At 68.4% G+C, this 16,282-nt stretch carries 16 protein-coding genes and 1 pseudogene; 6 read left to right on the forward strand and 11 right to left on the reverse strand.

Going from position 1 to position 16,282, the window contains the following annotated elements; translation table 11 throughout:
- Window positions 1-33: 33 nt before the first annotated feature.
- On the forward strand, window positions 34-1,401 hold the full coding sequence (gene accC / locus AB4Y92_RS15690) for an acetyl-CoA carboxylase biotin carboxylase subunit (protein ID WP_441820497.1): 1,368 nt from the start codon (window positions 34-36) through the stop codon (window positions 1,399-1,401).
- Between the two features lie 286 nt (window positions 1,402-1,687).
- A pseudogene (locus AB4Y92_RS15695) lies at window positions 1,688-1,777 on the forward strand (DUF6053 domain-containing protein); the annotation flags it as partial.
- A gap of 254 nt (window positions 1,778-2,031) precedes the next feature.
- Here AB4Y92_RS15695 and AB4Y92_RS15700 read toward each other — a convergent pair.
- Window positions 2,032-2,490 (reverse strand): hypothetical protein, encoded by a 459-nt coding sequence (locus tag AB4Y92_RS15700; RefSeq protein WP_441820566.1) that lies wholly within the window; start codon window positions 2,488-2,490, stop codon window positions 2,032-2,034.
- Window positions 2,487-3,509, reverse strand: coding sequence for a hypothetical protein (locus tag AB4Y92_RS15705; protein WP_441820498.1), 1,023 nt, complete (start codon window positions 3,507-3,509; stop codon window positions 2,487-2,489). The genes AB4Y92_RS15700 and AB4Y92_RS15705 overlap by 4 nt, the downstream gene beginning before the upstream one ends.
- 477 nt (window positions 3,510-3,986) lie before the next feature.
- On the opposite strand from AB4Y92_RS15705, the gene prmA reads away from it, so the two are divergent.
- From prmA to AB4Y92_RS15725, 4 genes are all read left to right on the forward strand, one after another.
- Window positions 3,987-4,907 carry a 50S ribosomal protein L11 methyltransferase gene (gene prmA / locus AB4Y92_RS15710; protein WP_441820499.1) on the forward strand — a complete coding sequence of 307 codons (921 nt, stop codon included), beginning with the start codon at window positions 3,987-3,989 and terminating at the stop codon, window positions 4,905-4,907.
- A gap of 27 nt (window positions 4,908-4,934) precedes the next feature.
- Entirely contained in the window at window positions 4,935-6,047 is a 1,113-nt protein-coding gene (locus tag AB4Y92_RS15715) for a DUF3426 domain-containing protein (protein ID WP_441820500.1), read from the forward strand.
- A gap of 97 nt (window positions 6,048-6,144) precedes the next feature.
- Window positions 6,145-6,417, forward strand: a complete 273-nt coding sequence (gene fis, locus AB4Y92_RS15720; protein WP_057941637.1) for a DNA-binding transcriptional regulator Fis — start codon at window positions 6,145-6,147, stop codon at window positions 6,415-6,417.
- 158 nt (window positions 6,418-6,575) lie between these two features.
- Window positions 6,576-7,313: a hypothetical protein gene (locus AB4Y92_RS15725; protein ID WP_441820501.1), complete on the forward strand. Its 738-nt coding sequence runs from the start codon at window positions 6,576-6,578 to the stop codon at window positions 7,311-7,313.
- 15 nt (window positions 7,314-7,328) lie between these two features.
- On the opposite strand, the gene AB4Y92_RS15730 is transcribed toward AB4Y92_RS15725, so the two are convergent.
- The 9 genes from AB4Y92_RS15730 to AB4Y92_RS15770 all read right to left on the reverse strand — a co-directional run bounded on the left by AB4Y92_RS15730 (window position 7,329) and on the right by AB4Y92_RS15770 (window position 15,991).
- Window positions 7,329-7,766, reverse strand: coding sequence for a tetratricopeptide repeat protein (locus tag AB4Y92_RS15730; protein WP_441820502.1), 438 nt, complete (start codon window positions 7,764-7,766; stop codon window positions 7,329-7,331).
- Window positions 7,767-7,960: 194 nt separating this feature from the next.
- The gene (locus AB4Y92_RS15735) at window positions 7,961-8,920 is read right to left on the reverse strand and encodes a phosphatidate cytidylyltransferase (RefSeq protein ID WP_441820503.1); all 960 of its coding nucleotides are present in this window, start codon (window positions 8,918-8,920) and stop codon (window positions 7,961-7,963) included.
- Window positions 8,917-9,549 carry a lysophospholipid acyltransferase family protein gene (locus tag AB4Y92_RS15740; protein ID WP_441820504.1) on the reverse strand — a complete coding sequence of 211 codons (633 nt, stop codon included), beginning with the start codon at window positions 9,547-9,549 and terminating at the stop codon, window positions 8,917-8,919. Before AB4Y92_RS15740 ends, AB4Y92_RS15735 begins: the two co-directional genes overlap by 4 nt.
- Complete coding sequence (locus AB4Y92_RS15745) at window positions 9,546-10,157, reverse strand: CDP-alcohol phosphatidyltransferase family protein (protein WP_441820561.1); 612 nt, start codon at window positions 10,155-10,157, stop codon at window positions 9,546-9,548. Before AB4Y92_RS15745 ends, AB4Y92_RS15740 begins: the two co-directional genes overlap by 4 nt.
- A gap of 157 nt (window positions 10,158-10,314) precedes the next feature.
- The gene (locus tag AB4Y92_RS15750) at window positions 10,315-11,778 is read right to left on the reverse strand and encodes a TIGR04222 domain-containing membrane protein (RefSeq protein WP_441820505.1); all 1,464 of its coding nucleotides are present in this window, start codon (window positions 11,776-11,778) and stop codon (window positions 10,315-10,317) included.
- A complete protein-coding gene (locus AB4Y92_RS15755) occupies window positions 11,775-12,242 on the reverse strand; it encodes a hypothetical protein (protein ID WP_441820506.1) in 468 nt (155 codons plus the stop codon). The genes AB4Y92_RS15750 and AB4Y92_RS15755 overlap by 4 nt, the downstream gene beginning before the upstream one ends.
- Window positions 12,239-13,582 (reverse strand): phosphatase PAP2/dual specificity phosphatase family protein, encoded by a 1,344-nt coding sequence (locus AB4Y92_RS15760; RefSeq protein WP_441820507.1) that lies wholly within the window; start codon window positions 13,580-13,582, stop codon window positions 12,239-12,241. The genes AB4Y92_RS15755 and AB4Y92_RS15760 overlap by 4 nt, the downstream gene beginning before the upstream one ends.
- Entirely contained in the window at window positions 13,579-15,336 is a 1,758-nt protein-coding gene (locus AB4Y92_RS15765; RefSeq protein WP_441820562.1) for a bifunctional alpha/beta hydrolase/class I SAM-dependent methyltransferase, read from the reverse strand. Before AB4Y92_RS15765 ends, AB4Y92_RS15760 begins: the two co-directional genes overlap by 4 nt.
- Before the next feature lie 10 nt (window positions 15,337-15,346).
- On the reverse strand, window positions 15,347-15,991 hold the full coding sequence (locus AB4Y92_RS15770) for a CDP-alcohol phosphatidyltransferase family protein (RefSeq protein ID WP_441820508.1): 645 nt from the start codon (window positions 15,989-15,991) through the stop codon (window positions 15,347-15,349).
- Window positions 15,992-16,282 lie beyond the last annotated feature (291 nt).

Below are 16,282 nucleotides of genomic sequence, written 5' to 3' on the forward strand. Positions count from 1 at the left end.
TCCCCATTCCCTATTCCCGAACTTGGCACCCCAATGCTCGATAAAGTCGTCATCGCCAACCGCGGCGAAATCGCGCTGCGCATCCTGCGCGCGTGCCACGCGCTGGGCATCCGCACGGTCGCGGTGCATTCCACCGTGGACCGTAATCTCAAGCACGTGGCCATGGCCGACGAGTCGGTCTGCATCGGGCCGGCGCCGTCGTCGGAGAGCTACCTCAACATGGCCTCGATCATCGCCGCGGCCGAGGTCACCGACGCCCAGGCGATCCATCCGGGCTACGGCTTTCTCAGCGAGAACGCCGACTTCGCCGAGCGCGTGGAGCAATCGGGCTTCATCTTCATCGGCCCGCGCGCCGAGACCATCCGCCTGATGGGCGACAAGGTCGAAGCGATCCGCGCGATGAAGGAAGCCGGCGTGCCCTGCGTGCCCGGCAGCGGCGGTCCGCTCGGCGACGACAACGCCGCCAACATCAAGATCGCGCGCGAAATCGGCTACCCGATCATCGTCAAGGCCGCCGGCGGCGGCGGCGGCCGCGGCATGCGCGTGGTGCACACCGAAGCGCATCTCAACGCCGCGATCCAGACCACCAAGTCCGAAGCCAAGGCCGCGTTCGGCAACGACATGGTGTACATGGAGAAATTCCTGGAGAACCCGCGTCACGTGGAAATCCAGGTGCTCGCCGACGGCCAGGGCAACGCCATCCATCTGGGCGAACGCGACTGCTCGATGCAGCGCCGCCACCAGAAGGTCGTCGAGGAAGCGCCGGCGCCGGGCATCACGCCCGAGCAGCGCGCGCAGATCGGCAAGGTCTGCGTGGAAGCCTGCATCCGCATCGGTTATCGCGGCGCGGGCACGTTCGAGTTCCTGTACGAGGACGGGCGTTTCTACTTCATCGAGATGAACACCCGCATCCAGGTGGAGCATCCGGTGACTGAGCTGGTGACCGGCATCGATCTGGTGCGCGAGCAGTTGATGATCGCCGCCGGCCGCAAGCTGTCGATCAAGCAAAGCGACATCGTGCTCGACGGCCACGCCATCGAATGCCGCATCAACGCCGAAGACCCGGAAACCTTCATGCCCTGCCCGGGCCCGATCAATCATTTCCACGCCCCGGGCGGCCCCGGCGTGCGCGTCGATAGCCATATCTACGAAGGCTATCGCGTGCCGCCGAACTACGACTCGATGATCGGCAAGCTGATCGTGCACGGCCCCGACCGCGACACCGCGATCGCGCGCATGCGCGTGGCGCTCAGCGAGATGGTCGTTGACGGCATCAAGACCAACATCCCGCTGCAGCAGCGCATCTTGTCCGATGCCGGTTTCCAGCAGGGCGGGATGAACATCCATTACCTGGAAAAGCGGCTCAAGGAGCAGAAGGAGAAGACGATTTCGATCGTCTGATCCGGCGGTCCCGTCGCGCGGTGTTGCGATGGGGTTGCGGATGTTCTTGAGCTATGACGAAAGCCCCTTCGCGAGAAGGGGCTTTTTGTTTTTTGCGGCGGGCGAGTTTTGCAGGAGGGCCTTCGGGCCCGATGCCTTTCGCTCAAAGGTGATGCAGCTTCGATGCGAGCGGAAACAAAAGCATCGGGCCTGAAAGGCCCTCCCACAAAAGACTTCGTGGGTTCGCAGCGCGTGTAGCTCAGCAGGATTCGCGAATCCTCAAGTCGATTCGCAGCAAGGAGGTTTCTTGTGGGAGGGCCCTTCAGGCCCGATGCCTTTCGTTCAAAAGCCAGGAAGCTTCGATGCAAGCGGACACAAAAGCATCGGACCTGAAGGCCCTCCTACAAAAGATTTCGTGGCTCCGCAGCGCATGTTGCCTTCGCCGCTTCGCGCCTCGCCGGTTCGGCGGGCCCGGAAAACTTTCGCCAGGATGCGATCAACCAGCATCCGGCCACCGCTTACCGCGATCGGATCAAACCCGATCGCGCGGCCCGGAGCTTTGCGCCCCGGCCATGACACAAACCCGCGACAGCCGCCCGCCGCGCGCAAGCGGCGCGCATGCATCGGCGGCGGCGACGGAACCGGCAAGCATCAATTCGCCGCTTCCAGCCAGGTCGCCATTTCCTGCACGTCGGTCTCGGTCAGCTCCGATGCGCCGGGCACGTTGCGCGGCTGGTTCGAGCTCTTGCCGCTCTTGCCCGCCGCCACCTGGGTGCCCGGAATCGGCTGCACGCCACCGGTGGAGGAGGGGCTGACGACCATCACGTACTCGCTGGAGCCGTCGGGCCACACCACCTTGAACGTGCTGCCCGGCGGCAGCGACGAGAACGGCGCGCCGCTCTGCGCGCGGTAGACCGCCGCGATCTGCGCCGCGCTGAGCGAGCGCTGTTCGGCCTTGGAGTCCACCGAGGTCACCGCCACCTGCGACAGGTCGCGGTAGTCCTCGCCGAACACATCGATCATTACGCCGGCGGCGCCGACCGAGTAGGCGCTCAGCAACAGCGCCCAAAACCCGACCTTGGCCGTGCTTATCACGTGCTCGCGTTTCATTTCGTCCTCTCTTCGCCAGTCAGCGAATCGACCATTTCCTGCACCACGTCCGCCCCCTGACGCGGGATCGCCGCGTCGTAAACGAAACTTGCGAAATCCTGCTGCGGGTCTTGCGAGCAAATGCCGCCGTTGGCGCAGTAGGAGGTCATCAACGAGCCCTTGGGACCGCAGTCCTGGCCCAATTTGCATGCCGCGAGCTGCCAGGCCAGTTCGGCGAACTGGGTGCCGGCGACGCGGTTGTATCCGAATCCGGTGCTGCGCCCGTTGGCGGCGATGCCCATGCCCGGCGCCAGCGCGGAATACGCGTCGGCGTCCTTGGAGCGCACCACGCGATCGACCAGGCTCTGGCGGTATTCCTCGGTCTTCTCCAAGGGTTTGCCGGCGGCCAGCAGCGAGGCTTCGGCGGGCAGGCTGCCGGCCTTGGCCGCTTCGGTGCGCTTGATCACGATCATCGAGTAGCTGAGGTTGTCCTCGGGCGCGAAGCGCGCGCAACGCTGGCTCACGCGCGTGCGCGCGGCCGCCATCGCGGCGGAGCTGCGCATCTTCATCGCGTCGATCGTGCGGGTGTCGTTGCCGTAATCGACCGGCGCGTTGGAATAGTTGGCGCAGTAGTCGTACACGCGCGTCAGCAGCCAGATCGCTTCCGGCTCGCCGGCGTCGGCGCGCGTGCGCAGCGTCTGCGCGTAGGCGTACAGGTCCGGCGCCTGCTCGAACTGCTGACGCAGCGGCGATTGCGCCGGCAGGTGCGCGTTGCGGCGCGGCGCGGGCGCACGGATCGAGTCGTCGCGGCCCAAGTCGCCCTGCCGCGCCAGCGGCTGCGGCCGCGCCTGCGGCGACTGGCCGATCTCCGGCGCCGCCATGGCGGTATCGTCCTGCACGCCGCCGCGGCCGGCGTAGACGAAAGCGCCGGCCAGCAAGGTCAGGCCCACGAACACCGCCAACGAGCGCCCGCTCACGCGCGTGACCGCCGGTCTTTCATGCGGAATCTGCGGGTAGCCGGTCGTGTAGGCATCGGACATCAAGTGCGTGACTCGGGATCCTGGCTGGCGGACGGCGGCGCGGGGGCCGGCACGGACGCGATGACCGCCGTACCGGACCGGCCGCGCGGGCTGGAGGGGCACATCGGTACATCGTTGAGGCACCGATGATAAGTCAAGCGCCCGACAGATGTCCGCGTCCATATAAAATGTGCGGAGCGTCACGATCCGGGCATGCCCGGTCTGAACGGGTCGGCGGTGCCGATGCCCGCCACGGACCAAAGCCGCGTGGAATCCGGCCTTGGCGCCCGCACACGCTTCCCTGCCGCGTTGCGCGACCGGGACCGGCCCTCGCCCTGTTCATCGCAGGCGGCCCACGACGCGCCCGCCAGGCCGTCGCAGCGGCCGCTTCCATGCGCAAACCCCCGCCACCCACGGCACGCGAGCCGCCCGCGCGCTATCTGATCGCGGCCAAACGGGTCAATAATGGCCGCCGCTTTCGATCACCCACCGCGCCTCATGCCCTTTCTCGAACTGACCCTGCGCTGCAGCGAAGCCGAACAACCGCGTTTCGAAGCCGCGCTGGACGATGTCGGCGCGCTCGCCGTGACCATGCTCGACGCCGATGCCGACACCAGCGACGAGCACGCGATCCTCGAGCCGGGCGTGGGCGAAACCCCGCTGTGGCAGTCCATCGTCCTCAGCGCGCTGTTCCCGCACGAGACCGACGCGCTGATCGTGTTGGCCGCGCTGGAATCCTTCGACCCTGGCCTGGACTGGACCCAGGTGCGCTTCCGCCAGGTCGAAGACCAGGATTGGGAACGCGCGTGGATGGACCAGTACGAGCCGCTGCACTTCGGCCGTCGCACCTGGATCGTGCCGTGGAATCACGAACTGCCCGCGCAGGCCGACACGCCCGAAGCGGCGGTGGTGCGGCTGGACCCGGGACTGGCGTTCGGCTCGGGCACCCACCCGACCACCTCGCTGTGCCTGGCCTGGCTGGACACCCTGGCCGACGAAGGCCAGCTCGACGGCCGCCGCGTGCTCGACTTCGGCTGCGGCTCGGGCATCCTCGCCCTGGCCGCGCTCAAGCTCGGCGCCGCGCACGCGGTCGGCGTCGATAACGACCCGCAGGCGCTGATCGCCACCCACGACAACGCCGAGCGCAACGGCGTGGGCGCGCGGATCGAGGTGCACCTGCCGCAGGACGAACCGCCGGCGACCTATCCGGTGGTGGTCGCGAACATCCTCGCCTCGGCGCTGATCGCGCTGGCCGACACCCTGGCCGCGCGCGTCGCGCCGGGCGGACGCATCGCCCTGTCGGGCATCCTGGCCGGACAAGAGGACGAGGTGCTGGCGCGCTACGCCGCCGACTTCGATCAGCTACGCGCCGACCGTCTCGAAGACTGGATCCGCGTCACAGGCATCCGTCGTCGCTGAGCGCGGCGCCATGGTTGAATAACGCGAATGTTCGTCGCCTGCCCTCACTGCGGATATCTGGTCGCGCTGATCGTCGCCAAGGACGGTCCGCCGCGGACCTGTCCGCGTTGCAACGGCGCGCTGCAAAGCGAAACCGCGGATGCGGGCGACGCGGCCGCCGCGACGCCGCAACAAAGCGCCACGGCCGAGCCGGGCGCGACGCCGGACCCGAACCCGCCCGCCGCGCCATCGGCCGCGCACGCGATTGAGCCCGGCGAGTTGCGCCGACCCGGCACCGTGGCGACGACGCAGCGCGCGCCCAAGCCGCCGCTCGACACGCCGGCGGCGAGCACCGGCGCGGACGTGCGCGCCGAGCGCGAAATCGTCATCGCCGATGTCGGCGACGACGCAGCCGACGCTCATCGGGCCGATGACGAATCCGCGCGCGCAGCGGCGCATGCCGACGCGCCGGCGAGCTCATCGTCATCCGATCCGGACGCGTCGACCGAGCCGTCCGTCGCATCGGCACAAACTCCGTCCGCGCCGCTGCCGCCGCTCACCGAAGCCGCGCCCCTGCCGGCGCGGCCGGCCAGGCGCGCTGCCGCGCGCAACGGCAAATCCGAGACCGCCGTATCCGCCGGCCGGCGCGCGCCGAGCTTCGCCCGCCAGCAGGCGCGCGCACGCGCCGCCGCGCCGCGCATGCATTGGAGCGGGCCGCTGCTCGCGGTCGCTCTCACGCTGATCTTGTCGTTGCAATTGCTGCTCGCGCAGCGCGACGAACTCGCCGCCGACGCGCGCTGGCGGCCGCTGGTGGCGACGCTGTGCGGCGTGCTGCCGTGCGAGATTCCGCCGTGGCGCGAACCGGCCGCGCTGACCATGCTTAATCGCAATGTGCTGCCGGTCGCCGACCGCGCGGGCGTGCTGCGCGTTTCCGCCGGATTCCGCAACGATGCGCGCTGGCCCCAGCCCTGGCCGACCCTGGTGCTGAGTCTGGAGGACGTGGATGGCCGCCGGGTCGGCCAGCGCGCGTTCTCTCCCAGGGACTACCGCAAGGGTTTTCGGCCGCAGGAACTGATCGCACCGGGGCAAAGCGCCGCGGTGCAGTTTGACGTGCGCGAACCGGCGCCGCACGTAGTCGCGTTCACTTTCGATTTCCGTTGAAATATCGAACCGTCGCGTTGTTTATAGCGACTCCAGCGCGCTAGACTCCCCCTCCCGTCGGCGCGACCGGCGGACAGAACCTGCTACGGGGAAGCACTTGAACGCACTCAACGACCGCAACGAAGCCGCCCGCTCCGGACCTCGCGTTCCGTTGCGCGATCACGTCGCGACTTCGATCCGTCGTTACCTGGGCGACCTCAACGGCAGCGGCACCGAGAACCTGTACGAAATCGCGCTGCGCGAGCTGGAAATTCCGCTGTTCGCCGAAGTGCTGCTGCACTGCGACGGCAACCAGAGCCGCGCCGCGGCGATGCTCGGCATCCATCGCGCCACCCTGCGCAAGAAGCTGCGCGAATACGGCCTGGAGTAACGGCCGCATCGCACGGCGGCCGCACCGGCCCGCCGCCGCGACGATTCATCCCGCGATCCACCGCCGCCCCGCACCCGCACTGACCGCGGCGCATGCCGCCGACTGCGCGTCATGATGCCCATGCGATGATCCGCCGGCCCCTCCCACCGGCACGCGACATGCAGGACGACTTCACCCGACCCGGTTCCATCCTGCGGCCGTTTCCGGACGCAGGTAACGTGTTCGCGCCCGGCCAGGAATCGCTGCAACGCCATCTGCATCCGCTGGTGTCCATCGACCTGAGCGCGGTGCGTCCGCAGTGGTCGGGTTGGCTGCACCTGCTCAGCCCGCTGGAGCCCTGCGACGGGCTGGTCGGCCAATACACCGAAGACGAATTCCACGGCGAATTGCTGCGCAGCAACTGGATCGGTTTCGCGGTCGAGGACGGCCGTTACCGCCTGCTCGGCGACGCGCGTTATTTCCTGCTCGAACGCAGCCTGGAAGAAACGCCGCCGCAGCTGCGCGGCGACCGCGCCGAACTGGAAAAGCATTACCTCGCCGAAGAACGGGCCTATCGCGTGTCGCGCGATTATTACCGCGAGCACGGCCGTCTGGTCCGGCTCAACCGGTTCGGCAATGCGCCCTCGGACGACACCACAGCGCTGGACCTGGTCGAGCGGCTCGGCGGCTTCGCCGACGCGGGCTACAACTGGGAAGAGACGGTCGAATTCCCGCTCGAATACGGACAGGCCGAAGGCGTGGAACAAGCGGTGTGGCCGCTCAGTCCCAGCGGCCGCCGCTTCGAACACGTGGCCTCGGTGCCGGGCTGGAATTACCGCAAGACCGGCGCGGACCTGATCGTGTTGTTCTACGAACCGGTCGAACAATTGGCGCTGCTGACTTTCGACTGGACCTGAGCTCGCGCCGCGCGCCTAGAGTTGCGCGCGGGTGCCGAGAAAGCGCAGGTACTCGGGGTCTTCGGCCGCGAACAGCTCGGCGCCGGCGCCCATGTAGGCGCGCATGAGTTGATCGGCGGCCGCGTCGGCTTCGCCGGTGTCCAGCAGCACCTGTCCCAGGCGCAGATGGATGAAGGGATTGCCCACGCCGCCGGGGCATTGCATCGCGTATTCCAGCACCGAACGCGCGGATTTGAGATCGCGCAGATGGAAATAGCAGTCGCCGATCGCGGTCAGAATCCAGGTCGATGCCTCCCAGTCTTTCTTCGGCTCCGGCACGAGTTCCCAGGCGTCGTTGAACTGGGTCACCGCGGCGTCGAAACGGCCTTGCTCGGTCAGTTGGTTGCCGGCTTCGCACAGGCGGTTGAGGTGGTTGTAGACGGTGTCGTCCATTTGTAGGGGTTGGGAGTTCATTTTTTTGCTCTCCGCGGGGGCGGGGTTGCTTGAGGCATGTAGGTTTGGGTTGCTGTGCGGCGCGCGCGTACGGCGCTTCTTGCGTTACTCGCTGCCGTCCATGGCGAAGTTTTCGCGTGCTTCGGATCGTCCGGCCCGGCCATCCATGGCCGGGCGTGTAGCCCGACTGCGCGCAATGCGCGCAAAGCGTCGGGCTACACCCACCAATACCGTATCAAATGAAAAAATACGGGGGCGGCGAAACACACCGAATCCAACCGATCGAGCACGCCGCCATGGCCTTCGATCATATGCCCCCAATCCTTGATTCCGCGGTCGCGCTTGATCGCCGACATCACCAGGCCGCCGTAGAAGCCCATCAGGTTGATCACCAGCGCCAACGCCGCGGCTTGCCAGGGATTGAACGGGGTGATCCACCACAAGGCCGCGCCGAGCGCGGTCGCCGAGGCCACGCCGCCGATGAAACCCTCGAGCGTTTTCGACGGCGACAGCTTCGGCGCGATCAGGCGCTTGCCGCACAGCTTGCCCCATACGTACTGCAGCACGTCGGAGGACTGCACCACGATCACCAGGAACGCGATCAACAGCAGATTGCGCCCTTCATAACCGGGAATATGCAGATTGATCAGCGCCGGCACGTGGGAAATGCAGAACACGCAGATCATCAGGCCCCACTGAACCTTGGCCGTGCGCTCCAGATAACGGGTGGTATCGCCGCCGATCGTGGACAGGATCGGCAGCAGCAAGAACGCATACACCGGAATCAACAGCGTATACAGCCCGTACCAGTCGATGTAGACCAGCCAGTACTGCAACGGCAGCGCCAGATAGAACGCCGCCAGCAGCGCGTAGTAATCGCCGCGACGGGTCGGCGCCAGAGTGATGAATTCGCGCAGCGCGAACAAGGACACCAGCGCGAACAACACGATCATGCCGCTGCGGCCGATCACGAACGCCACTCCGACCACCAGCGCCATCACCCACCACGCGCGGATGCGCGCGACCAGATTGGCGATCACCGCGCTCGGGCGTTCGCGGGTTTTCCAGCGCAGCCATTCGGCGATCACCGTCGCGATCAGCAGCACGCCGGCCACGCCGGAGAACAACAGCACCGAGTGCGGCAACTCGCGGGCGAATCCCAGCCACTGGTTCATGCCGCCGTCCCCTGGCCGTGCTCGGACAAGGCCAGCAAGGCGTTGCGCGCGCGCTGCAGGAACGCCTGCTTGTCTTCGTCCGCCTCCAGCCGCAGGGTGTCGCCGAAGGTCGCCGTACACAGCAGCGGCAAGGGCAGCAGCTTGCCCTTGGGCATCACCCGGGCCAGGTTGTCGATCCACACCGGCACGAATTCCAGCTCCGGCCGCTTGCGCGCCAGGTGATACAGGCCGCTCTTGAACGGCAGCAGCGGCTCATCGCTCTGATTGCGCGTGCCTTCCGGAAACAGGATCAGCGAACTGCCGCCATCCACGGCTTCGCACAAGGTTTCGATCGCATCCTGCTTGCGCTGCTGCGGATCGCGCTCGATCAGCACACCGTTGAAGACTTCGCGGATCAGATAGCGGCGCAGGACATCGCGCTGCCAGTAATCGGCGCCGGCCACCGGCCGCACGTCGCGGCGCAGCGACGGCGGCAACGCCGACCAGATCATGACGAAATCGCCGTGGCTGACGTGGTTGCCGTAATAAACCCGGTGATCGGCCGAGGGCGAGCAGCGCCACAGCGCGCGCGCGCCGGTCAGCAGCCGGATCGCGGCGCTGAAGCCGTCGGCCAGCAGTTGCGAAATCATCGCGCCTCCAGTTCGCGCACGATCGCGCGCAGACGCAGGCCGATGGTCCACGCCGCGCCGACGATCACCGCGCCCAGCGCGGCCAGCAGCAACCACGCGACGACGATCGGATGCCCCAGCGCCAGCCCCACCGCCGACAGCAGCGCCGCGATCGCGGTGGCGATCATGCGCGTGCGCCGCGGCATCGGCCCTTCGTCGTGTTCGCGCAGGCCGCAGGCCAGACCGAGCACGCGCACGTAGGCGGTGCCGACCGCGAGCAGCGACGCCGCCCAGCCCAGGTCCGAGGCCCACGGCAGCCACGCCGCCAGACCGTAGCCGACGCCGAGGAATACCAGCGCATCGGCCAATCGATCGGGCGCGTCGCTGTAGACCTCGCCGGCCTTGCCGACCATGCCGCCGCGGCGCGCCAGCAAGCCGTCGAGCCGGTTGCACAGCAGGCGTCCGCCCAGGCACAGCGCCGCGAACAGCAGCAAGGCCGCGCCGTAATGCGGCGGATCGCGCAAGGCGAAGAAGAACGAAGCGCCGGCCAGCGCCGACAGGCCGATGGCGAACAGCGAAATGCCGTTGGGCGTGGCGCCGCGCGCGCGCAATCGCGCGGCCAGGGCCATGAGCCGGTCGTCGCGCGGCGCGGCCGCGGCGCCGGCCTGCGGTGGCGCAGGCGGCTGCGGTGCGGCCTCGCGGCCTTCGCGGGATTGCTCGTTGGGTCCGTGCTCGCTCGTCATCGTCGTACTCCGCTGCATCGTGCTGCATTCACTTGCGTCGCGTTCAATCGCCACCGCCGCCGCCACAACCGCCGCATCCACCGCCGCCGCCCCCGTCGCCGCTGCTGCAACCGCTGCTGCTACTGCTGTTCGAATCGCTGCTCGACGAACTCGATACCGGCGTGCGCAAGGTGTGGTACTCGCTGTAGTCGGTGCCGACCAGGCCGATCGTGCCCATCAACGCGGCGCGGTGCATCGGCTCCGCGCCGGACAGCTGCTTGCTGGCGTCGTGCAGCACCCACTCGCCGGCGCGCGTGCGTGGTTGTGCGCGCAGCAGTCGGCCCAGGCACGTGAACACGGTCAGGATCAGCGCAATGAACAAGAACCCGACCGGCTTGTCGCGCGCCAGGCCGATCATCAGTTTCATCACGCCCAGCGCCGCCAGCGCCAGCAGCGGCGCGCTGCCGATCAGGCGGATCTGCCATTCGCGCGCCGCCGGCAGCCACCAGCCCTTGCGCCGCAGTTGCGCGGCGATCGGCGTGTAGGCGCGTTCGAGCGTTTTCAATGTCGCGCTCATGGTCTGTTCGCGCGCGGCCACGTCGGCGGCGGTGCGCAGCGGCGGCGTCAGTCGCGCGGCCTGGGCGGCGTCGATGCGCAGCCACACTTCATCGCGCTGCTGCGCGGCGGCGTAGGCGCTGCCCTGATAGTCCAAGCTCAGCACGCCGCGCTCCATCAGCTCGACGATGGCCACGTCGGCTGCGCGCTCGGCGCCGCCGGCGAGGAAGCCGAGTTCGACGAAGTCGTCGTAACTCTTGCCGTCGCGCGTGTTCGGCCCGCGCATCGGCCGCTTGACCGCGCTGCCGGCGAGGAAGCCCCACACCAGCGCGAACAAATAAAACGCGAGGAACGCACCGCCGCGCCAGTTCAGCACGTTGAAGGTTCCCTGCGCCGGCGCGAGCAGCACCCACAGCGCGATCAGCGCCGCGCTCGCCGCCCACACGCCGATGCCGATGCCGCCCGGCGCCGAGGCCCACGGCGTCAGCAGGCGCAGCCGCGCCTCATCGCGCGCCGCCGGCTTGCGCGGCGGCGGTTCGACCCGCGCCGGCGGCCACAACGCGGCCGGCGGTTCGTCGAAGTAGCTGCGGTAGCTATCCAGCGTGTCGCGGTATTGCTGCTGATGGCGCGAATCCTCGACCTGCCCGCCCAGAGACGGAGTGTGGTGCAGATCGCGCTTGAGCACCTGCGGGCAGAACCGCAGCCAGTAGTCGCGCGTGTCGGTCATGTGCGCGTGCCAGACCTTGTCGATGGTCTCGCTCGGCGTCACCGTGTGCGTCGCCACCACCGCCAGGAAACAGAAGCGGCGGTATTCCTCCAGCGCCGCCTCGGCGGTTTCGCGCGAAGACTGGATGGCGTGGGCGATGCGGTCCACATAGGCCTGCGGATGTTCGCCACCGAAACGATAGTCGCGCAGCCGCTGCCACAGGGCGCGCTGCTCATCGGTCCATTGCGCAGCGTCGGTCGGATTCATAGCCACACTCGTCCAAAGGGTGCGATCAGTGCCGCGAACTGTACGATCAAAACCAGCGCCTGCCGCAACAGCAGGCCGCGCGCGCCGCGCCAGCGCCGCGGCCAATCGCGGCCCTCGCGGCCGGGTTTGAGCAAGCCCAGGCTGAGCAGCGCGGCGTCCAGCCGGTTGGCGGCATGGGCGGCGGTGCCGGATTCGGCCAGGGCTTGCAGCAGGCGCGCGTCGAAGTCCACGCGGATCGCGTAGTACAACTGCGCCAACCCCGCCAACAGGCTCAGCGGCCAGGCGATCGGTGCCCACGGCGGCGGCGCGGCGCCGAGGATCAATCCAAGCAAAGCCGCAAGCCATAGCAGCAAGGACGCCGCGCACAGCCAGCGTCCCTGCGCGAGCAATGCTGACATCGCCCGCAGTTCGAAGGCGGAGATCGGTGCGGCATCGGCCGCGTCGCCTGCGTGATCCGCGCTCATGCCGTCTGCTCTCCGAACGCGGCCGGCGGCGGCGCCGCCTCGCGCATCATCAAACCCAGCGCGCGCCGATGGCGCTCGCGCAGCACGATCGCCGGACGCGCCCGGCGCAGGATCGCGATCGCCTCATCGACCGTCGCCGCGCGGCCGCTGCGCAACAGCCACGCCGCCACCGCGGCGGCGCTGCGCGAATAGCCCAGGGCGCAGCACACCAGAACCTCGCCGCGGCCGCGCGCGGATTCGATATCGGCCGCGACCTGACGCAGTTGCTGCGGCGTCGGCGCGACCAGATCGAGCATCGGCCGCACCACATCGCCCTCGCGCCACGGCCGCAGCGGCAGCTCCGCGCTGACATCGACCACGCGCGCATACCCGTCGCGCTGCCCGCGCGCCGGCACCCGGCCCAGCCACAGCTCGTCGATGACCCACACCGGCTGCGGCGCGCGCCGCGTCCACCAGCGCGAATTGGCCCAGGCGCCGAGCAGGTACGGCGCGTACAGCCATTGCGCGGCGTGGCTCAGGCGGCCGTCGTCGCGTTTCTGGAAACCGTTCGCGCCGAACACGGCGTAGTTGGCCGCGACCAAAAGCAGCGACGCCGCCGGCCAGAACAACCACAGCGCCCAACCGCCCAGATCGATCGCGACCCACGCGCACAGCGCCGCGCCGGCCAGATAAACCCCCGCCAGCTTCCAGCACTGCGGATCGCGCGCCAGCGCCGCGTCGCGCCACGGCGCGGCCGCGCGCTCGGGCCACAGCCACACGCACAGCCAGCCGGCCAGCACGCCGGTGGGAATATCGATGAAGTGATGCTGATAAGTGGTCAGCACCGACACGCCGATCAGCGCGAACCACCCATGCAGCAGCCAGCGCCAGGCGCCGCTCAGGTGCTGGGCGAAACGCACCCACAGCACGATCAGCAACACGATATGCAGCGACGGCGCCTGATTGAACGGCTTGTCGAAGCCCAGCAGCACGTCGAACAGCCAACCAAACACGCCGCCGGAGTCCGGACGGGTGAAGGTGAAATGCAGCGGGAACAGCAGGAAGCAGCCGACCGCGATGGCCTGCGCGGTCAGCAGCCGAAACGCCTGCGTGTCCAGCTCGCGCTTGTCGCGGCACACGAACAGGGAAATGCCGTAGAACAGATCGATCGACCAGTACGGCACGATGGTCCAGGCCCAGAACGGGATCGCATGTTCCCAGCCGAACACGATGCTGGGCACGTCCGCGCGCGCGGCCGCGACCGAGTTGGCGTAGCCGTAGCTGAGGAAGAACAGCGGCCCCAGCAACGCCAGCCACAACGCCGCCCGCGCCCACGGGCGGCGCGCGGTCGCGACGGTCATGGCTGGACTCGCTGCGCCAGCGATACGGTGAAGATGCCCCAGGCATCGATGCGCTGGTCGATCTTGACGAAGCCCGCCGCGCGCACCAGGTCGTCCATCTCCTGCTGACTGCGCCGGCGCATCACCCAGGCCTCGCCGCCGCGATGGCTGGTCAGCGCACGGGCGATGAACTCCAGTTGCGGATGCCAGGGCTGGCCGGTGTAGACCAGGAAGCCGCCCGGCGGCACCGCCGCGGCCAGACCGTCCAGCGAACGCCGCACCAGCGCGTTGTCGGGAAACAGTTCGTACAGGCCCGACACCACCGCCAGGGTCGGCTTGGGATCGAGCGCGGCCAGCGCGTTGCGATCGAAGGCGTCGCCCTGGTCGAAGCGCGCGAGCGCGCCGGCGCCGAGTTCATCGATCAGCGCGCGGCCCTTACCGACGTTGAGCTCGCTGTAGTCGCGCAAGCGGATCGAATCGGCGCGCTCGACGCCGCCGGCCAGCGCTTCGAGCGCGTAACGGCCGTGACCGGCGGCGATGTCCACCGCGTCCACCGCCATGCCGGCCGCACGCAGACGGCGCATGGCGTCGCGCAGCAGCTCGTGCAGGTGGGTGCGGCGCACGCGGATGCCGCGCCAGCCGATGGCTTCCAGATAATTGCGATCGACCATGCGGCCGAGCGGCCCGCTGCCGCGCGCTTCGTTGCGGTACACGTAATCCAGGCTGCTGCCCGAGTCGAAACCGGTGTCCAGGCCCAGCTTGATGCCTTGCGACAATTTGCCGCCGAAGCGCAGGCCGGCGCGGACGAAGCGCCAGCGCAGATCGGCCAGCGACCAGCGCTGCGGCGGCCACGACAGTTTTTCCGATTCCTCGAAGCTGGGCCCGTGCCGGTGCGCGTCGAGCAGATCGGCGCGCTGCAGCGGCTCGGCGAAACGCGCCTGCACGAACGCGCGGATGCGGTTGACCGCGGCGGCGCGGCCTTTCTCGCCCAGGGTGTCGTGGTAGAAATCCGCGAGCAGGTGGCGCTCTTTGATGCGCGAGCCCAGGCGTTCGTAAAAACGGTCCTGCGGGCCGCGATGGACGACGAAATCCGCGCCGGACACCAACAGCTGGATGGGCACGGTGATCGCCTGCGCATCGGCGACGATGCGGTCGGCGGCTTCGTACAGGCCCAGCAGCACCCGCACCGAAATCGGCCGGGCGATCAACGGGTCGGTGCGATAGCTTTCGATCCGCTCCGGATCGTGGGTCAGCCACTGCGGCTTGACGTAGCTGTTGACGAAGAAATTGCCGCGCAGCTTCTGCATCAGCTTCAGGCCCGGCCGCGCCAGCGGCACGTACAGCTTGACCTTGAACGCCGGCGAAGCCAGCACCAGCGCGCGCAGGCGCGGCGCGTAATCGTGCACCCAGGTCGCCGCGACCACCGCGCCGATGCTCTGCGCGATCAAGGCGATGTCTTCGACTGCGACCTGATGCTTGGCGTGGATGTGGGCGATGAAGCGATCCAGATCGCGCACCAGCGCCTCGAAACCGGGCGCATCGCCGCGCTCGCCGGGCGAACGGCCGTTGCCGCGCGCGTCCCAGGCGAACACGTCGAACTCGTCCAGCCCCAATTCGGCGACCAGATGCTGCACGCGCCCGGAATGCTCGTGACCGCGATGCAGCAACACCAGCGCCTTGCGCGGCCCGCCGTCGCTCTTGCTCGCCGGCCAGTGGCGATAGAACAGTTCGACCCCGTCGAAACTGGCGAAATAACCTTCCTGCGCTTCGCTCATGACCACGTCCTCATGATTGTTCTCCTTGTCGGTGCGCGACGTCCTGCGCGGCATCATGCCGCAAACCGGCGCGCACACGGCGCACTACGGTCCACGCGCACATCAGACTGCCCAGCGCCAACGCAAGTTCCGTCGTGCGCGCGCCGATCCATCCCAACGCCAGCAGCAGGCCGAGCAGACCGATCACGAAGGCGCGATCGCTCTTGCCCATCGGCCCGTCGTAACGGCGCGGCGCGCCGATCATCGGCCCCAGCACGCCGGCGTATTCGGTCAACACCGCCAGCAACACGAACGCAAGCAACGGCGCCGGATGCAGGCCGGCCAATGCGAACAGCGACAGATACAGCGCGCTGTCGGAGACGACGTCGCACAATTCGTTGAGGTAAGCGCCCAGCCGCGACTGCTGGCCGAATTCGCGCGCGAGCATGCCGTCGATGGCGTTCATCGCCATGCGCACGAACATCCATGCCGGCAACAGCGCGAACCACCAAGGCTGGCGCGGCGCGCCCCAGTACACCAGCGCGGCGAGCGCGAGCGAGATCAGCGCCGCGGCGGCGGTGACCTGATTGGCGGTGACGCCCAGCGCATGCATCGCGCGCACCATCGGCCGCAACAGCGCCTGGAAGCGTCCCTTCAACGCGTAGATCGATGCCATTCCTTGTGCGTTCCTCCGCACCCCCACGGGCGGTCGGGGACCAGCTTAGCGGCTGTGGGGCGCGATGGTGGGTGCTGGGGCGGCGGGTGTGGGTGGTATCGGAATGCTCGACTTGGGGACTAGCGTGGGTGGCCTGCGTGGCGGGTTGGGGGAAGAGCAAATCCCCCCTGCCCCCCTTTTTCAAAGGGGGGAACAGCAAAGGCGGGGTGGGAAGGGCCGACGTTGGCGCTTGTCGCCTCAAAGACGCACGGCCTCCCCCGCCGGCGCCACCGCCTTTTGCCCCCTTTAGAA

Source organism: Lysobacter sp. TAB13, assembly GCF_052113885.1.
Taxonomy (GTDB): Bacteria; Pseudomonadota; Gammaproteobacteria; order Xanthomonadales; family Xanthomonadaceae; genus Lysobacter; species Lysobacter gummosus.